The sequence below is a fragment of the Arthrobacter sp. HLT1-20 genome, from assembly GCF_054510895.1.
In genome coordinates this window covers 21641-42149 of sequence record NZ_JBTNDR010000001.1, presented here as the reverse complement: position 1 = coordinate 42149, position 20509 = coordinate 21641, and the positions used below count along the sequence as shown (strand labels likewise).

The window sequence follows — 20509 nt, the reverse complement described above, 5'->3', positions numbered from 1 at the left end:
CCCCAAACGCTCTCGCAGCAATGGCTGGATTCTCACAAACGCTCTCGCAGTTCACTGCGATAGCGTTTGTGAAAATTGCACCATTGCTGCGAGAGCGTCTGTGTGTGGGGATTCTAGCCGAGGGTGTTGAGGGCCTGCTCCAGGTCGGCAATCAGGTCGGCAACGTCCTCAATGCCCACCGACAGCCGGATCAAATTGACCGGCACGGCCAGCTCGGTCCCCTTGACGGAAGCGTGCGTCATCTCCGAGGGGTAGTTCATGAGCGATTCAATCCCGCCCAGGGACTCGGCCAGGGTGAACAACTGCGTGGACTCGGCAACCTTGCGGGCCGCCGCCTCGCCGCCCTTGAACTGCACCGAAATCATGCCGCCAAAGCCGCGCATCTGCTTCGCCGCCAGCGCGTGTCCCGGGTGGCCGGGCAGGCCGGGGTACAGCACGCGCTCCACCTCGGGCCGGGTCAGCAGCCATTCGGCAATCTCCTGCGCGTTGCTGCAGTGCCTGTCCATGCGCACCCCCAGGGTCTTGAGCCCGCGGGTGGTCAGCCACGCCTCCATGGGGGCTGACACTGCGCCCACGGCGAACTGCACAAAACCGATCTTCTCGGCGGCCTCGGGATCGGAGAGCACAATCGCCCCGCCGGAAGCGTCCGAGTGCCCGCCAATGTACTTGGTGGTGGAATGCACCACGACATCCGCGCCGAGGGCCAGCGGGTTTTGCAGATATGGGGAGGCGAAGGTGTTGTCCACCACCAGCAGCGCCCCGGCAGCGTGCGCCACCTCGGCGAGCGCGGCAATGTCGGTAATCTTCATCATGGGGTTCGACGGCGTCTCCACCCACACCATCTTCGTCTTGCCCTCCGGCCCACCCGCGGCAACGGCGGCAGCCAGCACGCCGGCGTCGGACATGTCCACGGCAGCGTTGCTGATACCCCACACCGACAGGACCCGGTTGATGAGCCGGTAGGTGCCGCCATAGACGTCATTGCCCATGATGATGTGGTCGCCCGGGAGCAGCAGCGCCCGGATCAGGGCGTCCTCGGCGGCCAGCCCGGAGGCGAAGCTGAACGCGAAATCGCCGCCTTCGAGGGCCGCAAGCTGGGCCTGGAGGGAATCGCGGGTGGGGTTGGTGCCGCGGCCGTACTCGTAGCCATTGCGCAGCTGGCCAATGCCGTCCTGGGCGAACGTGGTGGTTTGGTACAACGGCACGATGACGGAACCCGTGGTGGGGTCCGGTGTCTGGCCGGCATGAACGGCTCGGGTGTTGAATCCTTCAGTCATGGTGTCTCCTAGCGTGGTGAAAAGTTAGTCGTTGAGGTAGTTCAGCAGGTCGTGGCGCGTCAGCACACCCACGGGTGCACCCACAAACGTCACCATGAGCGCGTCCACATCCTGCAGCTTGGCACGCGCCGCGGCGATGGGCTCAAGCGAGCCGATGATGGGCAGCGGGGCCTGCATGTGTTCGCGGATTTTGTCCGTCAGCTTGGCTTCGTGGCGGAACAGCTTGCCCGTAAGTGTGCGCTCATCCACCGACCCAATCACCTCGCCCATGACCACCGGCGGCTCGGCGGACAGCACGGGAATCTGCGAGACCCCGTATTCGGCCATCAGGTTGATGACGTCCCGGACTGTCTCATTCGGGTGGATGTGGACCAGGTCCGGAAGCTGCCCCGTCTTGGCCTGGAGCAGTTCCCCAATGGCCGGCTCGTCCGTGGCCTTCAGGAAACCGTACGACTGCATCCACCTGTCGTCAAAGATCTTTGCCAAATAGCCGCGGCCGCTGTCCGGCAACAGGACGACGACGACGGCCTCCTCACCCAGGTCTTTGGCCGCCTCCAGTGCGGCCACCACAGCCATGCCGGAGGAGCCGCCCACCAGCAGCCCCTCTTCCCGTGCCAGGCGCCGGGTCATGGCGAAACTGTCGTTGTCGCTCACGGCGATGACCTGGTGCGGCACTTTGGGGTCATAGGAGGGCGGCCAGATGTCCTCACCCACGCCTTCAACCAGGTAAGGCCTTCCGGTGCCGCCTGAATACACGGAACCTTCGGGATCGGCGCCAATGATCTGCACTTCCCCGCCCTCAGTGGCGGGCCGGTCCTTGGAGATCTCGCGCAAGTAGCGGCCCGTGCCGGAGATGGTCCCGCCGGTGCCCACGCCTGCCACGAAGTGCGTGACCTTGCCCGCTGTGTCAGCCCAGATCTCCGGACCTGTTGTTTCGTAGTGGCTCAGCGGTCCGTTTTGGTTGGAAAACTGGTCGGGCTTGTAGGCGCCGGGAATCTCGGTGACCAAACGGTCGGAGACACCGTAGTACGACTGCGGACTGTCCGGCGCCACCGCCGTAGGCGTCACCACAACGTCGGCGCCGTAGGCCCGCAGCACGGCACGTTTGTCCTCCCCCACCTTGTCGGGGACCACAAACACACAGTTGTAGCCGCGCTGCTGGGCCACCATGGCCATCGCCACACCGGTATTGCCGCTGGTGGGTTCCACCACGGTCCCGCCGGGCAGGATCAGGCCCTCCTTGGCAGCCTCGTCCAGCATCTTCACCGCGATGCGGTCCTTGGCGGATCCACCGGGATTCATGTACTCAAGTTTCACCAAAATGGTTGCCTGAATGCCCTCGGTGACCTTGTTCAGTTTCACCAAGGGGGTGTTGCCGATCAGGTCAAGGACTGAGTTCGCGTACTTCATGAGTCCAAACGTATCGGTAAGCGGCCGCCGTGACCACCGGGCATGACGCCTTGTTGGCGGCCCACCACCCCGCCCCCTGCGCGCAGCCGTGTGCGGGTATAGGATTCGGCCATGGAATACACCCAAGACATCATTGTCAACGTACCCCGGCAACGCTTCATCGAGCTGTTCGACAATCCGGAGAATATGCAGCACTGGATGGACGGCCTTCTCTCCTTTGAGCCTTTGGCAGGTGTTCCGGGCCAAAACGGAGCCACCTCAAAGCTCACGTTCAAACGCGGGCGCGGCACCATGGAAATGGTGGAGACCATTGTGCGCCGGGAGCTGCCGGACCACTTTGACGGTAACTACGACGCCAAGGGCGTCCACAACATCTGCGAGAACCAGTTCATTGACATGGACGGCACGGCCACCCAGTGGGTGGCGCACAACATCTTTGAGATGAAGGGTTTCATGAAGGTGGTTGGTCTGCTCTTTGGTGCCAGTTTCCCGAAGGAAAGCTACAAGTCAATGGTGGCGTTCAAGGCCTATGCCGAGGCCAACGCATAGAATCACGGGATGCTCTCCGCCACCGATCCCCTTCGCGCGCACCCGCAACGAATCCTGGTGGCAGGCGTCTCCGGTGCGGGGAAGACAACGTTTGCCGGGCGTTTGGGGCAGCTGCTTCAGGTTCCCCACACGGAGATAGACAGCCTGTTCCACGGACCCAACTGGACGCAGCGCACGGACTTCATGGCCGACGTCGACCGTCTCACCCAGGGCCGTGGCTGGGTGACGGAGTGGCAGTACGGCCAGGCCCGGGGCATGCTGGCACAGCGGGCGGACACCCTCATCTGGCTGGATTTCCCCATGCCGGTTTCCATGTGGCGCCTCATCCGCCGCACCGTGGGGCGCCGGCTGCGGCACCAGGAATTGTGGAACGGCAACGTGGAGCCTGCGCTGCACCGGGTGTTCACCGACCGGGACCATATCATCCGTTGGGGTTGGCGGACCCGCAGCAAGCTCAAGGCCGCGGTGCCGGCGCTGGAAAAAGCGCAGCCGGAGCTGCAGATTGTGCGCCTGCGCTCGCCCCGGGAGGCGGAACACTGGGTGAAGAGCCTTCGCCGCTCCCTCGCCGCCGGCTGGTAGCCTCAAGCCATGACACCCGAGGAACTGGCCGATCTGGCCCACCTGCGCCGGGCCCGGGACATGATTGACAGGGACTACGCCCTGCCGCTAGATGTGCCCACGATCGCCGCGAAGGCGCTCATGTCCACGGCCCACTTCTCCCGCAAATTCCGGGAAGCCTATGGCGAATCGCCGTACAGCTACCTCATGACCCGCCGCATTGAACGAGCTGCCGCACTGCTGCGCAGCGGGGTGTCCGTGACGGATGCCTGCATGAGTGTCGGGGCAACCTCGCTGGGCTCCTTCAGCACGCGGTTCACCGAGATCATGGGCGAGACCCCCAGCAGCTACGGGGCCAGGGAACACAGTGCCATTGAGGCCATGCCGCCGTGCTTTGCCAAGAACACCACCGGGCCGGCCAGGGTCAACCGCTCTCAGTAGAGTTGAGCAGGAATGGAGAAGCGCAGCAGGGCTCCGCGGGGATAGTTTCGTCCTATGGCTATTTCACTGCAATACACAAACATCACAGTCAACGACGCCGAGGAGTCAATCGACTTTTACCGCGATGCCCTTGGCCTGAGCGTCAGCAATGACGTCAAGTCCGGGGAATTCCGCTGGGTCACGCTCAGCACGGACACCCAGCCGGGCCTGGGCATTGTCATCTCCGAACCGCATGCCGGCCGTTCCAAGGCCGACGGCGACGCCATGGCGGTGCTGCTGAACAAGGGAGTGCTCCCCATGCTCGTGTTCAGCACCGACAATCTGGCGGCAACCTTTGAGAAGGCAACGGCCGCCGGCGCCGAGGTGCTGCAGGAACCCACGGACCAGCCTTGGGGTCCTCGGGACTGCGCATTCCGGGACCCCTCCGGGAACATGGTCCGCGTCTCGCAGGGCTAACCGCAGCCACTTAAACAACTAAGACGCAGTAGTTGCTGTAAACCACGCGGTTTCTAGCAACTACTGCGTCTCAGTTGGGCAGCGGGGAGGGTTAGGGCTAGATCAGGCCGTCCGAGAGGTGGTTCGGGGTGCCGAAGCGGTGCGCCGTGATGCTGACTGCCTGCTCGTGCAGGAACGGGAGCATCTCAACGCGGCCGGCCTCGGTGACCTGACCGCGGTAGATGGCCAGATCCGGTCGTCCGCCGGTTGCTTCGTAAACAGCACTGGCGTCTCCGCCGATCAAGCGGATGCGGCCGGCACCGAAGGCGCGGGCGGTGCCCAGCCATTCGGCGTCGGACTCCATGGTGACGTTGATGCGCAGGCTCAGCAGCAGGGCCTGCACAGCGGAGGGAAGCGCGACGCCGGAGGAGACTTCCGGGGTTGCTCCGGCCAGGATTCCTGCCGCAAGAACGCGCAGGAGCTTGGCCATGGATTCGCCTTCTGCCAGGCGAACCAGCGGGTTCAGCGGCAGGTAGCGGAACACATTGCGCTCGGCAGACAGAGCCGAGACATCCTTGGCCGCACCGAATTCAGCAGCCCATGCTGCGGCGTCGCTGTGCAATGCGCGCAGCAGGAATGCTTGTTCCTCGGCGGACAGCTCCGTGGCAGCGGCAACGATCTTGGCGGCCGCGTCTCCCAGCGGCTCGGTGGCCGTGGCTTCAGCGGTTTCCCAGGAGCCCAAACCAACAAGGTAGTTGGGTCCGCCGGCCTTGGTGCCTGCACCCACTGCGGACTTCTTCCAGCCGCCGAAGGGCTGGCGCTGCACAATGGCGCCGGTGATGCCACGGTTGACGTACAGGTTTCCGGCCTGGACGGTGTCCAGCCAGAGGCCAATTTCCGCGGAGTCCAGCGAGTGCAGCCCGCTGGTGAGGCCGTAGTCGATCGCGTTGACCATGGCAATGGCCTCCTCGAGCGTCTCTGCCTGCATCACGCCCAGCACGGGGCCGAAGAACTCGGTCAGGTGGAAGTTGGAGCCCGCCGCAACACCTGTGCGGACGCCCGGGGACCAGAGGCGGCCCGTGGAATCGAGCTGCTGGGGCTCGATGGCCCAGCTTTCGCCAGCCTCCAGGGTGGTCAGTGCGCCGAGGAGCTTCCCGCTGGCCGCTTCGATGACCGGGCCCATCTGGGTGGTTGCGGTCTCCGGGTAGCCAACGCTGAGGCTGGCGGCGGCGTCGAGCAGCTGGTTGCGGAAGCGGGCTGACTTCGCCACGGAACCAACCATGATGACCAGCGATGCCGCGGAGCACTTCTGGCCGGCGTGGCCAAACGCGGACTGGACCACGTCCTTCGCAGCCAAGTCAAGGTCGGCGCTGGGAGTAACGATGATGGCGTTCTTGCCGGACGTCTCTGCCAGCAGGGGCAGGTCGGTGCGGAAGCTGCGGAACAGTTCAGCGGTCTCGTAACCACCGGTGAGGATCACGCGGTCCACGGAGGGGTGTGCCACCAGGGCCTTGCCCAGCTCGTTCTCGCCAAGCTGGACCAGTGCCAGGACGTCGCGCGGCACGCCGGCATCCCAGAGGGCCTGGACCATGAGGGATCCGCTGCGCTGGGCCTGCGGGGCGGGCTTGATGACGACGGCGGAGCCGGCGGCAAGGGCTGAGAGGGTGGATCCGGCGGGGATGGCCACGGGGAAGTTCCACGGCGGGGTGACCACGGTGAGCTTCGCCGGGACAAAGGTGGCGCCGTCGACCGTTTCCAGGTCCTTGGCGCGCTCGGCGTAGTAGTGGGCAAAGTCCACTGCCTCGCTGATTTCGGGGTCGGACTGGTCAAGCGTCTTGCCGGTCTCCGATGCCATGACCTCCATGAACTCCGCGCGGCGGGACTCCATCACGTCGCCGACACGGTGCAGGATCGCTGCGCGCTCGGCACCGCTCATGGCGCCCCAGGTCGCAGCGGAAGCGACGGCGGTGTCAACAATGCTGTTCAACGCGGCCAGTTCCGTGACGGTGGTGTCCGCGACGAGACGAACGGCCAGCAGGGAACCGGGGATGCGGGCCAGAATGTCCTTGCCCCAGGCGTGGTTGGCCACCAGTGACGGATCTGTGTCCGGGGTGTTGGCGAAGGAATCCACGGGCGCTTCCGCGCTGGGCTGGTTGCGGTCCTGGACGCGGTTGGTGGGCGGAACGGTGGTGTCCAGGTCGGCCAGGGAGGCCAGGAAGCGCTGTTGTTCGCGCTGGAACAGTGCCTCGTTATCGGAGAGCTCGAAGACGGCGGACATGAAGTTGTCCTGGCTTGCGCCCTCTTCCAGGCGGCGGATCAGGTACGCGATGGCGACGTCGAACTCGCCCGGGTGAACCACGGGTGTGTACAGCAACAGGGAGCCAACATCCTTGCGGACGGCCTCGGCCTGGCCGGTGGCCATGCCGAGCAGCATCTCAAATTCCAACTGGCCGGTGGCGGTGTCGATGCCGCGCTGCTTGGCCAGCAGCCAGGCGTGGGCCACGTCGAAGAGGTTGTGGCCGGCCACGCCAACGTGGACGGCGTCAATGTGTTCGGGGGTCAGCGCGAAGTTCACAATGCGCTTGTAGTTGGTATCCGAATCCTGCTTGGTACCCCAGGTGGCCAGCGGCCAGCCGAAGACGGAGGCCTGGACCTGCTCCATGGGCAGGTTGGCGCCCTTGACGATGCGCACCTTCACGGCGGCGCCACCCTCGGCGCGGCGCGCTGTGGCCCATTCGGTCAGATCGATCATGGCAGCAAGGGTGTCCGGCAGGTAGGCCTGAAGCACGATGCCGGCCTCCAGGTTCTTGAACTCCGGCTTGTCCAGGATGCGCTTGAACACCGCGATGGTCATGGTGAGGTCCTTGTACTCCTCCATGTCCAGGTTGATGAACTTGGCCTTGGGGAAGGAGTTGGCCAGCGTGTACAGCGGGGTGAGCTTCTCCACGATGTGGTCCACGGCGTCGTCGAAGGCCCACGGCGAGTGGGGTGCCACGGTGGAGGATTCCTTGATGGAGACGTAGTCGACGTCGTCGCGCGCCAGCAGCTTCAGGGTCCCCTCAAGGCGGCGGGCGGCTTCGTTCTCGCCCAGGACTGCTTCGCCGAGGAGGTTGATGTTCAGGTCCACGCCGCCCTTGCGGATCTTGGCGATGGCCGGGCCCAGCTTGGCGTCGGTGGCATCCACAATGAGGTGGCCCACCATGTCGCGGAGCACCCTGCGGGCAATCGGGATGACAATGCCCGGCAGGATGGGGGCCATCATGCCGCCGACACGGACGGCGCTGCGCATGTACCAGGGCAGGAACGCCGGAACCTTGGGGGCCAGGATGGCCAGGTTGCGGGCGGCAACGGCCAGGTCCTCGGGACGGACCACACCATCAACAAAACCGACGGTGAAGTCAAGGCCGTTGGGGTCCTTCAGGACGCCGGCCAGGCGCTGGGCCGAGACGTCCGCCGGGAACGTGGCGGCTTCGGTGAGCCAGTGCCGGACAAGGGCGATGGTTTCCTGCGCAAGATCGTTGCTGGGAACCGGAATGTTTGCGGAGGTGGCCGCGGCGACGGAACTAGTCATAGTTGCTGATGCATTCATTTCTGCTGGTGCCAAGGGGAGGATAAAAAGCTTTTCTAGTCACAAGTATGAGACCTTTGTTCAATAAGCAAAAGTGGTGATTTATGATGAATAATAGTCATTTTTACTAATCCTTTTGGAGGTGCCCATGCTGGACGTCAAACGCCTTCGTCTGCTGCGTGAATTACATCTGAGGGGGACCCTGGCTGACGTGGCCGCGGCACTGCAATACAGCCCGTCCGCCGTGTCCCAACAGCTGGCCCTGTTGGAGAAGGAAGTGGGCGTGCCACTCCTGCTCAAGGTGGGCCGCCGCGTGCAGCTGACACCCCAGGCGGAGATTCTGGTGGAGCACACCACGGAGCTTTTGGAGACCCTGGAACGCGCAGAGGCTGACCTGTCCGCCTCTTTGACCACTGTGACCGGCACCGTGAAGCTGGCCGTGTTCCAATCGGCGGCCTTGGCGTTGCTGCCGGACATGCTCACGGCCATGGCGGCGACGTACCCCGATGTGCGGATTGAAATGGTGCAGCGCGAACCCGAAACGGCACTCTATGAGACGTGGGCACGGGACTTTGACCTGGTGGTGGCTGAGCAGTATCCCGGCCACGCCGCTCCCCTGCATCCGGAGCTGGACAGGATCACGCTCACCACTGACGCCATCAGGCTGGCGGTCCCCTCCGAGGGCGTCGCCGGAGGCATGAGCCGCTTGCGGACAGGTCCCATCAGAGGCCTTGAGGACACGGCACAGCTGCCCTGGGTCATGGAACCCCGGGGCGCTGCATCCCGGCACTGGGCCGAACAAGCGTGCCGGCAGGCAGGCTTTGAACCCGATGTACGTTTCGAAACAGCCGATCTGCAGGCGCAGATCAGGCTCATTGAATCCGGCAACGCTGTGGGGCTGATGCCGGACCTCATGTGGACCGGGCGCCCGCCGGCACTGACCCTTATCGACTTGCCCGGGCTCCCCCGGCGCACGGTTTTCACCTCCGCGCGGCGTGCCAGCCGCCGTCGCCCAGCGCTTTTGGCGTGCCGGGAAATTCTGGAGCAATCAGCGCGGTCACTCACTGCCTGAGCCATGCATCTCAGCAGCTTCACCCATGGCGCGCACTCTTCCCATGCACGACGCCGGACGGCTGGCTTATTGCGCCAGTTCCCTCACGATGGGGCCCAGCAGGTGGCGCAGCTGTTCCTTGTCCCGGCGGGCAGCCTGGCTCATGAGCACCCGATGCTCAGAGTCCCGATGGAGCCATAATCCCTCCACCGGTAGGATCCGTACATCCAAGTCAAAAGCTGCGGCCCTGTGCCCCAGCTCCTTTTCAAGGGACGCCACCAGAGAGGTGATCATCATCCCCTGGCCCCTGAGGTTTCGCTGGAAGTAATCATCGTAGGCAGCCCGGGAACTGTTGGCAGCCGTCCGGGCAGCCTCAAAGCAAGACTCCACTAGGCACCGGAACCCGGCATCCCGATCCCCCAGTGACATGTACTCGATGCCTGCGTTGCTGGGCATGTCCAGGTGGTCGGCCAGCAAGTCGGAGAACCACAGGGTCCAGTCAGCGGCCAGGACCAGGTCAAGCTCCGGACCCGTCACAGCAAGGTGCTCGGCCACAGCAGGGGTCACCGGTGGGATGAAAAAGGGTTTGGTGGCCGGCAGCCCCAGGGCGTCTCGAATGTGCAGCGCCACGCTCATTGGCCAGGAGAGATCCTCGCTCATCCGCCAACTTGGCTGACCCAAGATTTGCATAACGTCCCCCTCTCTGCTGGCTTTGACGCTACCGTTGGCCTGCCACGGCGTCCAGTGTCAGCCCCATGTGCCACCATGGATTCATGACCGCCGCAGAAGGACCCGCCATGTTGTGGGATGCCGGCGGCCCCTACTCCCTGCACGAAACCCTGGGCATCATTGGCCGCGGCCCGCGGGACAAAACCGTTCATCTGGCGCCTCATGCAGCCTGGCTGGCCTTCAACACGGCCGGCGGCCCCGCCACCGTGGGCATCACCCAACACGGCCAGGAACTGCGCATCCGCACGTGGGGGTCCGGCGGCGAACATGCACTGGCCACGGTTCCCGCACTGCTGGGCGTCCACGATGACTGGTCTGCCTTCGACACCCCCGGGTTTGCGGCAACGCTCCCCCGCGCCGTCAGGGAAGCCCGGCGCCGGCACCATGCCGTGCGGCTGCCCTCCACCGGGCGGATGGTTGACGCGTTGGTGCCTGCCATCTTGGAGCAAAAGGTCACATCGCTGGAGGCCCATCGCAGCTATGCGACCTTGTTGCGCAGATTCGGTGCCAAGGCTCCGGGCGTTGGCTCAGATGTTCCCCACGATCTCCTGGTGGCCCCCACCCCCGCCCAGTGGGCCACGATTCCGTCCTGGGAATGGCACCAGGCGGGTGTTGGGCCACAGCGCTCGGCCACGGTCCTGCGGATGCTGCGATCGGCGTCGGGCCTGGAGCGTTTGGCACAGCTGCCGGCAGCGGACGCCGGCGCGAAGATGCAAAGCATCCCCGGGATTGGCGTGTGGACGGCGGCGGAAGTCACCCAACGCACGCATGGCGACGCCGATCAGGTGGCAGTGGGCGACTACCACCTGGCCGCCTATGTGGGCTGGGCGCTGGCGGGGAAACCCGTGGACGATGCTGGCATGCTGGAACTTCTTGAACCGTGGCGCGGGCACCGGCAGCGGGTGGTGCGAATGCTCCAGCTCAGCGGTTTCCGCAAGCCGGCGTTTGGCCCACGCATGACCATCGCGGACCACCGCGGGCACTAGTTGCCCAAACCCAGATGCGTTCACACTGCGGAACTGCTTCCAGCCCCGGCCCCGCCATCGCCTAGGCTTGTGGCATGAGTGAGATCATCAACCTACAGGCCACGTTCATCCCCAATGAGGGCGAATTCTTCCGCGTGAAGCTCGCCCTCGAGATCGCGATTGAGCAGGTCATTGAAGAAACCGGCTGCATCCAGTATGAGATCACGGAGGAATCCGAGGAAAAGATCGTCCTGACTGAGCAGTGGGCAACCGAAGAGGACTTGGAAAAGCACGGCAAGGGCATCGCGGTGCAGGACTTGGACGAGTCCCTCAGCGCCCTGCTGGCTGAGCCGGCCAAGCTGGAACGCCTCTAACAGGCTTCTGCCCGGCAAACGCCAAGAGGCCCGTCACCAGCTGATGACGGGCCTCTTGGCGTTTGCGCGAAGAACTCTACTCGGCAGCCGGGGCCTCGGCCTGCTTGGCTGCCACGGCGGCGTGAACCTCAGTCATGTCCAGCGCCTTGACGGCCGTGATGACCTCGTCAAGCTGTGTGCCGTTGAGCGCACCGGGCTGGGCGAAAACCAGCACCTTTTCCCTGAACGCCATCAGCGTGGGGATGGAAGTGATGTTTGCCTCGGCGGCGAGCTGCTGCTCGGCCTCGGTGTCCACCTTGGCGAACACCACGCCGTCGTGCTTCTCGGAGGCAGCCTCATAGGTGGGCGCAAAGCGCACGCAGGGCTGGCACCAGGATGCCCAGAAGTCAACGATCACGATGTCGTTGCCCTCAATCGTGGGACCAAAAGATTCTGTGGTGATATCAACTGTAGCCATGGGTTAACCGTACGTGAGAGCACCATTGGATGGCAGTGGTTTCGCTCAACGCGTGAGCCTGGCTGGCCGTCCAGACCCTGTGCGGCTCGTGCGCCGTCAGGAACTTGCGGCCGGCAAAGATGACTACAGCGCTGATCAACACAGCAACTGCTGCAACATAGAAGGTGGCTGAGGCGTTGAAGTGTGCGGCGATCTTGGCAGCCATGAACGGGGCCAGCGCGCCGGAGATGGCAGTCAACACCACAAGCGTGGTGACCGAATGCCCGGCAGCCAGGGCCAGCCCGGTCAGGATCACCATGGGGCCAAGCAGTGAACCCATGAGCGCCCAGGTTGCTCCGAACCGGCGCTGAACGAGGGGCGCCACGAAGACCGAGAACACGGCGCCGATCCCGTAGGCGTCAAAGCCCAGGATGGTTGAAGCCCAGGATGAACGGGACAAAGGCCAGGATGGTGAAGAAGCCGTAGTTCTAGAACATGGCGCTGCCGGGCGGCACGTGAGGATCGCGCCCGCCCGGGCACCGGCGTCGAGCATCATCCTTCAAGGAAAGGTCTCCGGGCGGACACATGATATTCACAGCCAATTCACCCGGGACGTGGATACTGGCGCTATTGACTATAGAAAAGGAAGCAGCGATGACTTTCACTTCAGGAGACCCCATGACACGCCCCATCCACCACCGCGCATTCATTGACCCCGAGAACCACGAGGTCTGGCCGGCACTGAGCAAGAATCAGCCGGTGGCCCTGGTCAACGGCCGCGGCTGGCGCCTGTCCGGCCGCGTGGAGACGCTCAGCAGCGACCGCCAGTGCCTCTGGATCCAGCTCGACGCCGGCATGGGCCGCCAGCTGATCCACCACCAGGACGGCTTTGTCCTTGATGGCGAACCCGAGATCAACTGACACCGAACAAAAAACGCCCGATTCCGTCATGGAATCGGGCGTTTTTGTTGCCGTACGGGAAGGCTCAGACCTTCGACTTGCGGTAACCGGCAGCCTTCGCCGCGGTTTCTGTTGAGAAGCAAATTTCAGGGGTGGTCTTCACGTAGAAGCGCTGCCCCTTGAGGTGGTAGATCTTACTGGGGGCGTCGCCCTTGATGGGCGCCCACGCGGGGCAGCGCCACTTGCTAGCCGGTTTTGCAGATGTTGGCTTGGGCGCCGGCACAACCTTCACATAGGCCTGTACGCTCGACGCCGCAGCAACACTCCCCTGCGTGCCCCACCGGACGGACCACTTGCCGGAAACAGAAGCCGCAAATGTTGTCTTCAGGTAGCAGGTGGAATTGCTCTTGAACGTCCGTACGGCCTTGTTGGGGGTGGACCCGTCAGCGTCGAAATACACTGTGGCAGGGCTGGCAGAGAAGCTGGCAACCCGCCAGGCCGGCGTGGCAGCCTGGCGTTCGCGGGGATGCTGACAATCGGGACCACCAGAGCCAAGGCCGTCAGGGTCACAAGGACGCGTCGGCGCAGGCCCTGAGTGGGACCGCTAGCGGATGATTTCTTTTTTCCCCAAGGAGTTAGAGCAGAAACTTATGGCGTGAATGCAACGCCCCACTCGATCCAGCCGGGCGGAAAATTCATGAACACTACGTCGCTGCGCCGCGCTGGAGGTTACGGGTTCGGTTCAATCATTGACACAAACTCCCTTGCCTCGGCAACACCGATGTCCGCATGGCTGCACAGAAGGCGGGCTGCGCCGTCGTGGTCGCCAGCAAGGGCCAGAGCGCGGATTTGGCTGAAAATCTCTTCATTCAGGCGGGTGCTGGCCACTTCACGGACCTCGTCGCCGTGGGCCACGATGGCCCGGTAGCGGTACTTGCTGCCAGCAACCGGAGCGGCGTTGACCTCCGGAGTCAGCGCCTCCACGGCGGCTGGCTCCTCCACGATTGCCGGTTCCTGCCCGGCTGCTGGCTGCTCCACGATTGCCGGCTCCTGCACGGCGGCTGGCTGCGGGGCGGCGTTGATGATGTCATCCACCGTCAGTGCGGCTTCCGCCTTTGCCTGTTCCGGTGACGGCTGAGGGAATTGTGCCAGCGCGGCGATGGCAGCCACCGATTCGCCCAGGCTCAGGCGCGTGGCCCTGCGGTATTCCTTAACGGCATTGAGCACCTGATTCTGGGCTATCAAGGAATAGATGACCCGGTGCACCTCGGGGGTGAGCCTGGCACTAGCCTCCTCGGCCTCCTCCCGCGTTGCCTCCCTGCCACGGCGTGACGGCGTGCCGGTCTTGGCCGCAGCGGCGCCCGCCGGCGAGGTTGCCCGGCCCCGGCGCCCAAGGATTCTGGTCGCGAGAACCGCAGCGATGACGACGACCAGCACAATAATCAGAGGCACAACGTATTCCATACCTTAACTGTAGTTCCGCCCGCGGCGTGAGCGGCACAGAACACAAAAAACCCGGAACCGAAGCGATTTCTCGCTGTGGTTCCGGGTTTCCCGTATGGTGGCAGATACTGGATTCGAACCAGTGAAGGCGTTGCCAGCTGATTTACAGTCAGCCCCCTTTGGCCGCTCGGGTAATCTGCCATGGCCAGTCAAACCTCAACATCAGGTTCAACTTTCGCCCCCAACAAGTGGGAGCAGTAAAACTGTACTAGGGTTTTGCCGAAAAACCGAATCGAGATCTCTAGCGGCCCAGCTTCGACCCCAAAACAGCGGTTTTCCGGCACCTGTGCGCTTTGGCGGCTTGTGGGCGGTTCAGCAACCGCTCACAAGCCGCCAAAACGCATGCAAGCGAAATGGGCGGCGGTTTGGGGCCTAGACCACGTCCGAGGTGCCCAGTTGGATCCGCTTCACGATCTGGTTTTCCAGGAAGGCTGCCTGCTCTGCGGTTATTTGTCCCAGTTGCACAGCCCGTGCCACATCCTGCTGCACTCCGGCGATCCGCGAGGAGGCCGAGTTGGGCGGCGAACTGACGATGCTCGCCGAATTCAGGCCCGACGCCGGTGCACCAGACAGCGAGGGGCCGCTCAAAACCGTCACAGCCGCCAGCGTTGCCGCCGCCACAGCCGTTCCTACAGCTGCTCCTACAGTTTTCTTGGCGGGCTTGGCTTTGGCTCTGGCAACTTTTTCTCCTAAACCTTGCGGTGTGGGCTCGTTGCGGGGCACTGACGCTACTGGGTCATTGGCGGCCATGGGTCCTCCTCATTACTGGCGGTCTCAACAACGTCAACTCTGCCAATGGCAAATGTGCACGGGCAGTACAGACCCTTTGAGGAAACTGTGAGCGCCCCTAAACCTCGCTTCTCCCCAACGGCTCCCACCCCTCGCAAGCTCGCGGCGGGGCCCTCTCCGCCGGGGACCCACGCTTTGGGGCCCTCGGGCGCTACGCTTGTATCCAGATCAATCGCTCAAATTTCCACGCACATGGAGGAATCATGGCTAGTGAGTCAACATTCGACGTCGTCAGCAAGGTCGACAAGCAAGAGGTGGCCAATGCGCTGCACCAGGCCCAGAAAGAAGTAGTCCAGCGCTACGACTTCAAGGGAGTCGGCGCTGAGATCGATTTCAGCGGCGAAAAGATCCTGATCAAGGCCAATTCCGAAGAGCGCGTCATGGCCGTCATGGACGTTTTCGAATCCAAGCTGATCAAGCGCGGCATCTCCCTGAAGTCTCTGGACGCCGGTGAGCCTTACGCCTCGGGCAAGGAATACCGCCTCGAGGCTGAGATCGTGGAGGGCATCGCCCAGGACATCGCCAAGAAGATCAACAAGCTGATTCGCGACGAGGGCCCCAAGGGCGTCAAGTCCACCATTCAGGGCGATGAGCTCCGTGTGAGCTCCAAGAGCCGCGACGACCTCCAGGAAGTCATGGCTCTCCTGCGCAAATTCGAGGACGCCGATCTGCAGTTCGTGAACATGCGCTAGCCTCACAGGCTGGATGCAGCGCATTCAAAGCGCCCGCCCGAAGAACTCACCCACCGCACAGTGGGCAAGTGTTCATTGGGCGGGCGCTTTTTTGCCCTTGCCCGCAGCTCACCTGCGGGCATAGTCTTCCCTTGTCCCTAGCCAACAATTTCCTAGCCAACAATGTGTATTTTGGAGCTGCCATGACATCGCAAGATTTCCCCGCCGGCGCACCGTGCTGGATTGACCTGATGACCTCGGATATGAGCCGCTCTCGCGAGTTCTACACTGCCCTCTTCGGCTGGAATTACGAGGTGGGGGATGAAGAGAAGTATGGCGGCTACACCACGGCCTTGAAGGACGGTAACAGCGTAGCCGGACTCATGCAGAGTCAGGACGGCGGCCAGGGCTACCCGGATATGTGGAGCACCTACCTGCGTGTGGATGACATTGCCGCGACCATGTCGGCAGCCACCAACGCCGGCGCCATCTCCTACATGGAGCCCATGGATGTGCCGGAACAAGGAAAAATGGCCATGCTTGGCGATCCCAGCGGCGCCTCCGTGGGTCTGTGGGAATTTGGTGGCCACACTGGTTTTCAGGCTCACGAGGAAACCGGCGCCGCCGCATGGCATGAACTGCACAGCAAGGACTACCCGGCCGCAGTGAGTTTCTACAGGGACATTTTTGGCCTGCAGACCTCTGTCATGAGCGACACCCCCGAATTCCGCTACACCAATCTTGTGGCCGGCGAACGTGAACTGGCCGGCATCATGGACGCCGCAGCTTACCTGCCGGACGAGGCACCTTCCAACTGGCAGGTTTACTTCCAGACGGACGACGTCGACGCAACAGTGGCCTTGGCCCTCACCTTGGGTGGCACGGTCATCAACGCCGCGGAGGACTCCCCCTACGGCAGGATTGCCGGTTTGACCGATTGCACGGGAGCCATGTTCAAGCTGGTCCAGCCCCCGGCCTAGGCACCCGAGGAGGCGCGCGCCGTCGTTCACAACAAACTGGCCCGCAGAAATCGACGAAAAATGCGCCCAAAACGCATATTTTCGTCGATTTCTGCGGGCTAGTTGCTTAACGTTAGAGGCCGAGCTCCCCCAGCTTCTTCAGGGTCGCGGCGTCAAGCAGAACCAGAGCCGGCACGGTGCTGGCGGCCAGCCCCATCCACTTTTGGTTGCTGCCACCCGAGGTCTGGTACAGGATGGGCAGGCGGGTGGCCCTGTTCAGGTCAACCGAGTAGCCCGGCGAGGCCACCGAGTTCAAATGGCCGTCAGCCTGGTACACCCACTGCTGGGACACGTTGGAGGCGTCGCAATTGCTGGGCCTGCTCGGGTTGGTGCTGGTGATGCACAGATCCGGGCGGGCAACGCTGTGCACGGCACCGCGGGCATCCATGGCCCACTTCTCATTGGCTGCGCCGGTGCATTCGGTGGCCACCATGTCCCCCCTGGGAACACGGGCCTCCAGCGAACCGTCGGCGTTCGTATAGAGCTTCAGGCAATGCCCGGCCGCAACTCCATTGGTGCCAACATCAACCTTGATGGCCGCACCGGCAGGAACCACCGGGGTGGCCGTAGAGGGAGTCAGACCCGAACTGCTGAGCAGTTCCGTGAACCGGGCCTGTGTGGCGGGGGTGGCCATGGTGTCCTGGTAGTAGCCCACAAACTTCTCCGCATTCGCAGCGGCCGCATCCATGCTGAGGATTTTCTCGGCAACAGTCTTGGCTGCCGGGTTCAAGAGCCCCAGGCTGCCCTTCCAGCTGGTCAACGAAGCCTTCGAAGCCTGCCCCAGGACGGGGAAGCTGCTGCCGGCAAGAGCTTCGAGCTCAGTTTGCAGGGCCGGCAGTTCGGCGTCGCGCACTGCCGTGTAGCCGGCGTCCTGGCCAATCGTCACGGCTGCCGGCATGGCCGGGCTGTCCGTGGCGATGTCGATCCTGTTGCCGTATTGGCTGGTCACGCCGTTTTGCTTGCAGGACAGCTGGGCGCCGGTGGGCTTGTCAGCCTGGGCAATGTTGATATTGAACTGCAGCGCGTTGCCAACGGGGACACCGCTGACGCCGCCGCTGAGGGCAAACTGCTTGGCGGATCCATTCTGGAAGTCAACGTCCATCCAGCACACCCGGGTGGCCGCCGGGGCGTCCTGAACCGGTGCCGGGTAGGTGAACGCATTGCCCCAGTTGGAACGGAAGGCCGGGTACAGCACCGCCTTGGTGGAGTCGGCCGGCACATAGCCGCCCAGCAGTGTCACCACCGGCACCCCCACGGCTGTGGGGCGCAACGAGCTGAACGCGGGATTGAGCACCTTGGCGTCAACGAAGGACTGAGAGGCAGCATCCCAGTTGCGGTAGCCGCTGGGGTAGGCCAGATCCGGAACCACGTTGGCCCACGATTCCTGGATCCTGTCCGCGCTGTAGCCGGTGTGCATGGTGTAGTTCGAGTACTTACTCTCAACCCAGCCCCCGGACATGGCATCCACCAGGTAGTTGTAGGCGCCGCCGAAGGTCTGTGTGAACGGCAGGTTGTTGATGCTCACGCCGTTGGGCTGGAAATCACCCATGCGCAAGTTGCTGCGCAGGGCGCCGCGGTAGGCGTTGTAGCCCCAGCCGGAATCGGCGTGGTGGGTGGCGTTGATGGTTGCCGCGTCCCCGGGCAGCGAGGAGTTCTGGCCCGGGTAGTGGCCCAGTCCGTAGGAGTGGCCCAGCTCGTGGCTGAGTTCGTTGCCGCTGGTGGCGTACACCGTGGCCATGCCGTTACCGCCGGACAGGCCGTGTTCGGCTCGACCGTTGGCGTAGAGGCCGGCCGAATGGTGGATGATCCGTTGGTTGTACAGGGACGGCTGCTGCTGGTTCATGGGCCCGGAGGTCTGGCCAAAGTTGGCCAGGTTGATGCCCGTGGAGACCTGCGCCTTGCCCACGTTTTCGCGCATGTCGCCCGAGTACACATCGCCGTTGGTCACGGAAGGATTCTCCGGGGTGTAGACGTTGCCGTTGGCCACGATGACCTTGTTCAGCTGCACCGATTCATACTTGGCCATGACCAGCTTGGACACCGGAATGGTCTGGAAGTAGTCGGCCGCAGCCTGCGCCGGCTTGTTGATGAACGCATGGTCCCCGCTCATGTTGGGCGTGGTCAGCATGCCCAGTTCAATGTTGTTGATGACAAGTTCTGACGGCGGCGCCATGGTGATGTTCGACGCCGGGAGGGTTCCGGTGCCGCCGTCGGCCGCCGTGAACGTCAGTGCCAGGCCGGGGACAACCACATCCCACGGCAGGTCAACGCTCCACGCCCGCTTGGAATACACCACCGAGGGGCGTCCGGCCGGGAAGTTCGCATCGGTTTCGGGCAGTGAGGCAGGGGCCTTGAGCGTGAACACGCCCTTGGCAACGCCCTTGACGCTGGCCGCGACGCTGACGCTGCTGGTGGCCTGCGACGGCGTGAAGAGCAACAGTGCCTGGCGTTGGGCCACCAGGTCCGGCATCTCCGCGGCGTCGTTTCCGGCCGGGTTGACGGTGAGGTTTTGGGCAAATTCCACCATGCCGCCCAGTGCGCCGGCGGACAGGTCGTTGCGGATGGCCCGCGGCGCCCCTGTCTTGTCAACGTCGTGGAAGCCCAGCCCGCGGTCGGCGGGGGCGGCGTTCAGGTAGCCGGCCAGGGGGTCCACCAAGGGTGTCCCGAGCTTGACCGGATCGGTGGTGACGGCAACAGTTGCCGTGTCCGCGCGCCATGAGGTGATGGGCAGGAAGTAGCCCCTGTCCAGTTCCTCGCGGGTCACTGTGTGCTTGGCCGTGGTGCAGCTGTAGCTTGCCCCTGCGGCGAGGCTGGGTTGGCTGCAATTGCCCGCACCGTCGGCGGACAGGAACGGCGCAAATGCACCGGCAACCGTGGCCACTTCTACTGAACTGGTGCTGTTGTTGCGAATGGTGAAGTTGTAGTCAACAGCCTCACCCACGACATACGGCGAGGTTGTTGTGTTGCGTTGCGGGTTGGCTGGCGTTCCTGAAATGCTCAGCTGGCCAACGGCCGTTGCGGCACCGGAACGCAGGTTCACCGGCGGCGTCGACAGCGTCTTGCTCTCGGCGCCCACCTGCCATGAGGTGGTGGTGTTGAAGTAGCCCGCGGCCAGGTCGGCGGCCGTGACTGTGTGCTTGGCAGTGGTGCAGTTGTAGCTGGCACCGGCCGGCAGGTTTATGTAGCGGCAGTTTCCGCCGCCGTCGGCTGGAATGAACGGCTTAAAATTTCCGGAAAGCGGGACAACAGTCACCGTCTGGGCGCGGGTGTTGCTCACCTTGAAGGTGTAGTTGACCTTTTCGCCCACGGTGTAGGGGTTCAGCAGGACATCGCGGGTGACGTCGGTGAGTTGGCCGGTGATGCTCACACCGCTGATGTCAATGGCGGCAGTTCCCGCAGCCAGCACAAACGCCGATGCGTTCAGCGGAACGGCGGGTGCGGCGGTGGCGGGCAGTGTGGACCCCACCAAAACGGCGAGCACTGCCCCTGCGAGGATTGTTTTGCCGGTGGTACTTCTTTGGCCTTTGAAAGGCGAGGTTCTCTTCACTGCGTTCCTAGGTGTCAGGGGCGCCTGCACCCGTGAGCACAGCACCCAGCGTAGAAATCGTGGCTTGAAGCGCACTGTCCAGATAGGACGAAAGGATCCAACGCGGGCGCAAGGACACCGCCCACAGCTGCTGGCCCCCATCAGCTGCTAGAGAAGAAAGTAACACTATTGCGAGCCAAAATGAGACCGGTACCAGCAATTAAGTTATGGATAACAAAATGTCTGGCACATCGGACAGGCACGCGCCGAGTCAACTGGCCAAAGAGCCAGCGGCAGCCTCCACCTTT

20 protein-coding genes and 1 tRNA gene are annotated in these 20509 nt (G+C 63.6%); 10 read left to right on the top strand and 11 right to left on the bottom strand.

The features are described 5' to 3' along the window. Nucleotides 1–113: 113 nt before the first annotated feature. Nucleotides 114–1277 carry a cystathionine gamma-synthase gene (locus tag ACX80Q_RS00195; RefSeq protein WP_459328521.1) on the bottom strand — a complete coding sequence of 388 codons (1164 nt, stop codon included), beginning with the start codon at nt 1275–1277 and terminating at the stop codon, nt 114–116. Nucleotides 1278–1301: 24 nt separating this feature from the next. Further along, nucleotides 1302–2687 carry a cystathionine beta-synthase gene (locus ACX80Q_RS00190; RefSeq protein ID WP_459328520.1) on the bottom strand — a complete coding sequence of 462 codons (1386 nt, stop codon included), beginning with the start codon at nt 2685–2687 and terminating at the stop codon, nt 1302–1304. 111 nt (nt 2688–2798) lie between these two features. Here ACX80Q_RS00190 and ACX80Q_RS00185 point away from each other — a divergent pair, with 111 nt between their 5' ends. Genes ACX80Q_RS00185 through ACX80Q_RS00170 form a run of 4 tightly spaced genes read left to right on the top strand, consistent with a single transcriptional unit; the run spans nt 2799 to nt 4691 of the window. Further along, entirely contained in the window at nt 2799–3236 is a 438-nt protein-coding gene (locus ACX80Q_RS00185) for an SRPBCC family protein (protein WP_459328519.1), read from the top strand. Between the two features lie 9 nt (nt 3237–3245). Beyond that, nucleotides 3246–3815 (top strand): P-loop NTPase family protein, encoded by a 570-nt coding sequence (locus ACX80Q_RS00180; protein ID WP_459328518.1) that lies wholly within the window; start codon nt 3246–3248, stop codon nt 3813–3815. A 9-nt stretch (nt 3816–3824) separates the two neighbouring features. Next, nucleotides 3825–4235: a helix-turn-helix transcriptional regulator gene (locus ACX80Q_RS00175; RefSeq protein ID WP_459328517.1), complete on the top strand. Its 411-nt coding sequence runs from the start codon at nt 3825–3827 to the stop codon at nt 4233–4235. Between the two features lie 54 nt (nt 4236–4289). Beyond that, entirely contained in the window at nt 4290–4691 is a 402-nt protein-coding gene (locus ACX80Q_RS00170; protein ID WP_459328516.1) for a VOC family protein, read from the top strand. Between the two features lie 97 nt (nt 4692–4788). On the opposite strand, the gene ACX80Q_RS00165 is transcribed toward ACX80Q_RS00170, so the two are convergent. Further along, a complete protein-coding gene (locus tag ACX80Q_RS00165) occupies nt 4789–8241 on the bottom strand; it encodes a bifunctional proline dehydrogenase/L-glutamate gamma-semialdehyde dehydrogenase (RefSeq protein WP_459328515.1) in 3453 nt (1150 codons plus the stop codon). A 145-nt stretch (nt 8242–8386) separates the two neighbouring features. Between ACX80Q_RS00165 and ACX80Q_RS00160 the strand changes: the two genes are divergently transcribed. After that, the gene (locus tag ACX80Q_RS00160) at nt 8387–9310 is read left to right on the top strand and encodes a LysR family transcriptional regulator (RefSeq protein WP_459328514.1); all 924 of its coding nucleotides are present in this window, start codon (nt 8387–8389) and stop codon (nt 9308–9310) included. Between the two features lie 66 nt (nt 9311–9376). Here ACX80Q_RS00160 and ACX80Q_RS00155 read toward each other — a convergent pair whose 3' ends face one another. Continuing rightward, a complete protein-coding gene (locus ACX80Q_RS00155; protein WP_459328513.1) occupies nt 9377–9949 on the bottom strand; it encodes a hypothetical protein in 573 nt (190 codons plus the stop codon). A 113-nt stretch (nt 9950–10062) separates the two neighbouring features. Between ACX80Q_RS00155 and ACX80Q_RS00150 the strand changes: the two genes are divergently transcribed. After that, nucleotides 10063–11004: a DNA-3-methyladenine glycosylase family protein gene (locus tag ACX80Q_RS00150; RefSeq protein ID WP_459328512.1), complete on the top strand. Its 942-nt coding sequence runs from the start codon at nt 10063–10065 to the stop codon at nt 11002–11004. A 74-nt stretch (nt 11005–11078) separates the two neighbouring features. Further along, a complete protein-coding gene (locus tag ACX80Q_RS00145) occupies nt 11079–11357 on the top strand; it encodes a putative quinol monooxygenase (protein ID WP_459328511.1) in 279 nt (92 codons plus the stop codon). Between the two features lie 76 nt (nt 11358–11433). Here the strand turns inward: ACX80Q_RS00145 and ACX80Q_RS00140 are convergent, their stop codons facing one another. Together ACX80Q_RS00140 and ACX80Q_RS00135 are read right to left on the bottom strand one after the other, a co-directional pair. Next, nucleotides 11434–11814 (bottom strand): thioredoxin family protein, encoded by a 381-nt coding sequence (locus ACX80Q_RS00140; protein ID WP_459328510.1) that lies wholly within the window; start codon nt 11812–11814, stop codon nt 11434–11436. Then, nucleotides 11801–12253, bottom strand: coding sequence for a hypothetical protein (locus ACX80Q_RS00135; RefSeq protein ID WP_459328509.1), 453 nt, complete (start codon nt 12251–12253; stop codon nt 11801–11803). Before ACX80Q_RS00135 ends, ACX80Q_RS00140 begins: the two co-directional genes overlap by 14 nt. A gap of 194 nt (nt 12254–12447) precedes the next feature. On the opposite strand from ACX80Q_RS00135, the gene ACX80Q_RS00130 reads away from it, so the two are divergent. Further along, nucleotides 12448–12714 carry a hypothetical protein gene (locus tag ACX80Q_RS00130; protein WP_459328508.1) on the top strand — a complete coding sequence of 89 codons (267 nt, stop codon included), beginning with the start codon at nt 12448–12450 and terminating at the stop codon, nt 12712–12714. A gap of 64 nt (nt 12715–12778) precedes the next feature. On the opposite strand, the gene ACX80Q_RS00125 is transcribed toward ACX80Q_RS00130, so the two are convergent. The 4 genes from ACX80Q_RS00125 to ACX80Q_RS00110 form a co-directional block, all read right to left on the bottom strand. Next, nucleotides 12779–13153 carry a sunset domain-containing protein gene (locus ACX80Q_RS00125; protein WP_459328507.1) on the bottom strand — a complete coding sequence of 125 codons (375 nt, stop codon included), beginning with the start codon at nt 13151–13153 and terminating at the stop codon, nt 12779–12781. A gap of 269 nt (nt 13154–13422) precedes the next feature. Beyond that, nucleotides 13423–14157, bottom strand: coding sequence for a hypothetical protein (locus ACX80Q_RS00120; protein ID WP_459328506.1), 735 nt, complete (start codon nt 14155–14157; stop codon nt 13423–13425). A 95-nt stretch (nt 14158–14252) separates the two neighbouring features. Further along, a tRNA-Tyr gene (locus ACX80Q_RS00115) sits at nt 14253–14337 on the bottom strand. A gap of 231 nt (nt 14338–14568) precedes the next feature. Then, nucleotides 14569–14946: a hypothetical protein gene (locus tag ACX80Q_RS00110; RefSeq protein WP_459328505.1), complete on the bottom strand. Its 378-nt coding sequence runs from the start codon at nt 14944–14946 to the stop codon at nt 14569–14571. Between the two features lie 242 nt (nt 14947–15188). On the opposite strand from ACX80Q_RS00110, the gene ACX80Q_RS00105 reads away from it, so the two are divergent. Both ACX80Q_RS00105 and ACX80Q_RS00100 read left to right on the top strand, forming a co-directional pair. Next, nucleotides 15189–15677 (top strand): YajQ family cyclic di-GMP-binding protein, encoded by a 489-nt coding sequence (locus ACX80Q_RS00105; RefSeq protein WP_103464955.1) that lies wholly within the window; start codon nt 15189–15191, stop codon nt 15675–15677. Between the two features lie 182 nt (nt 15678–15859). Beyond that, complete coding sequence (locus ACX80Q_RS00100; RefSeq protein WP_459328504.1) at nt 15860–16636, top strand: VOC family protein; 777 nt, start codon at nt 15860–15862, stop codon at nt 16634–16636. Between the two features lie 112 nt (nt 16637–16748). On the opposite strand, the gene ACX80Q_RS00095 is transcribed toward ACX80Q_RS00100, so the two are convergent. Beyond that, a complete protein-coding gene (locus ACX80Q_RS00095; protein ID WP_459328503.1) occupies nt 16749–20222 on the bottom strand; it encodes a M66 family metalloprotease in 3474 nt (1157 codons plus the stop codon). Nucleotides 20223–20509: the final 287 nt, after the last annotated feature.

Excerpts from the sequence above, each read along its gene's own strand:
- ACX80Q_RS00195 (WP_459328521.1), bottom strand. The coding sequence starts at position 1,277 with ATGACTGAAGGATTCAACACCCGAGCCGTTCATGCCGGCCAGACACCG.
- ACX80Q_RS00170 (WP_459328516.1), top strand. The coding sequence starts at position 4,290 with ATGGCTATTTCACTGCAATACACAAACATCACAGTCAACGACGCCGAG.
- ACX80Q_RS00140 (WP_459328510.1), bottom strand. The coding sequence starts at position 11,814 with ATGGCTACAGTTGATATCACCACAGAATCTTTTGGTCCCACGATTGAG.
- ACX80Q_RS00185 (WP_459328519.1), top strand. The coding sequence starts at position 2,799 with ATGGAATACACCCAAGACATCATTGTCAACGTACCCCGGCAACGCTTC.
- ACX80Q_RS00150 (WP_459328512.1), top strand. The coding sequence starts at position 10,063 with ATGACCGCCGCAGAAGGACCCGCCATGTTGTGGGATGCCGGCGGCCCC.
- ACX80Q_RS00130 (WP_459328508.1), top strand. The coding sequence starts at position 12,448 with ATGACTTTCACTTCAGGAGACCCCATGACACGCCCCATCCACCACCGC.
- ACX80Q_RS00110 (WP_459328505.1), bottom strand. The coding sequence starts at position 14,946 with ATGGCCGCCAATGACCCAGTAGCGTCAGTGCCCCGCAACGAGCCCACA.
- ACX80Q_RS00120 (WP_459328506.1), bottom strand. The coding sequence starts at position 14,157 with ATGGAATACGTTGTGCCTCTGATTATTGTGCTGGTCGTCGTCATCGCT.
- ACX80Q_RS00145 (WP_459328511.1), top strand. The coding sequence starts at position 11,079 with ATGAGTGAGATCATCAACCTACAGGCCACGTTCATCCCCAATGAGGGC.
- ACX80Q_RS00175 (WP_459328517.1), top strand. The coding sequence starts at position 3,825 with ATGACACCCGAGGAACTGGCCGATCTGGCCCACCTGCGCCGGGCCCGG.
- ACX80Q_RS00180 (WP_459328518.1), top strand. The coding sequence starts at position 3,246 with ATGCTCTCCGCCACCGATCCCCTTCGCGCGCACCCGCAACGAATCCTG.
- ACX80Q_RS00165 (WP_459328515.1), bottom strand. The coding sequence starts at position 8,241 with ATGACTAGTTCCGTCGCCGCGGCCACCTCCGCAAACATTCCGGTTCCC.
- ACX80Q_RS00155 (WP_459328513.1), bottom strand. The coding sequence starts at position 9,949 with ATGAGCGAGGATCTCTCCTGGCCAATGAGCGTGGCGCTGCACATTCGA.
- ACX80Q_RS00105 (WP_103464955.1), top strand. The coding sequence starts at position 15,189 with ATGGCTAGTGAGTCAACATTCGACGTCGTCAGCAAGGTCGACAAGCAA.
- ACX80Q_RS00100 (WP_459328504.1), top strand. The coding sequence starts at position 15,860 with ATGACATCGCAAGATTTCCCCGCCGGCGCACCGTGCTGGATTGACCTG.
- ACX80Q_RS00160 (WP_459328514.1), top strand. The coding sequence starts at position 8,387 with ATGCTGGACGTCAAACGCCTTCGTCTGCTGCGTGAATTACATCTGAGG.
- ACX80Q_RS00190 (WP_459328520.1), bottom strand. The coding sequence starts at position 2,687 with ATGAAGTACGCGAACTCAGTCCTTGACCTGATCGGCAACACCCCCTTG.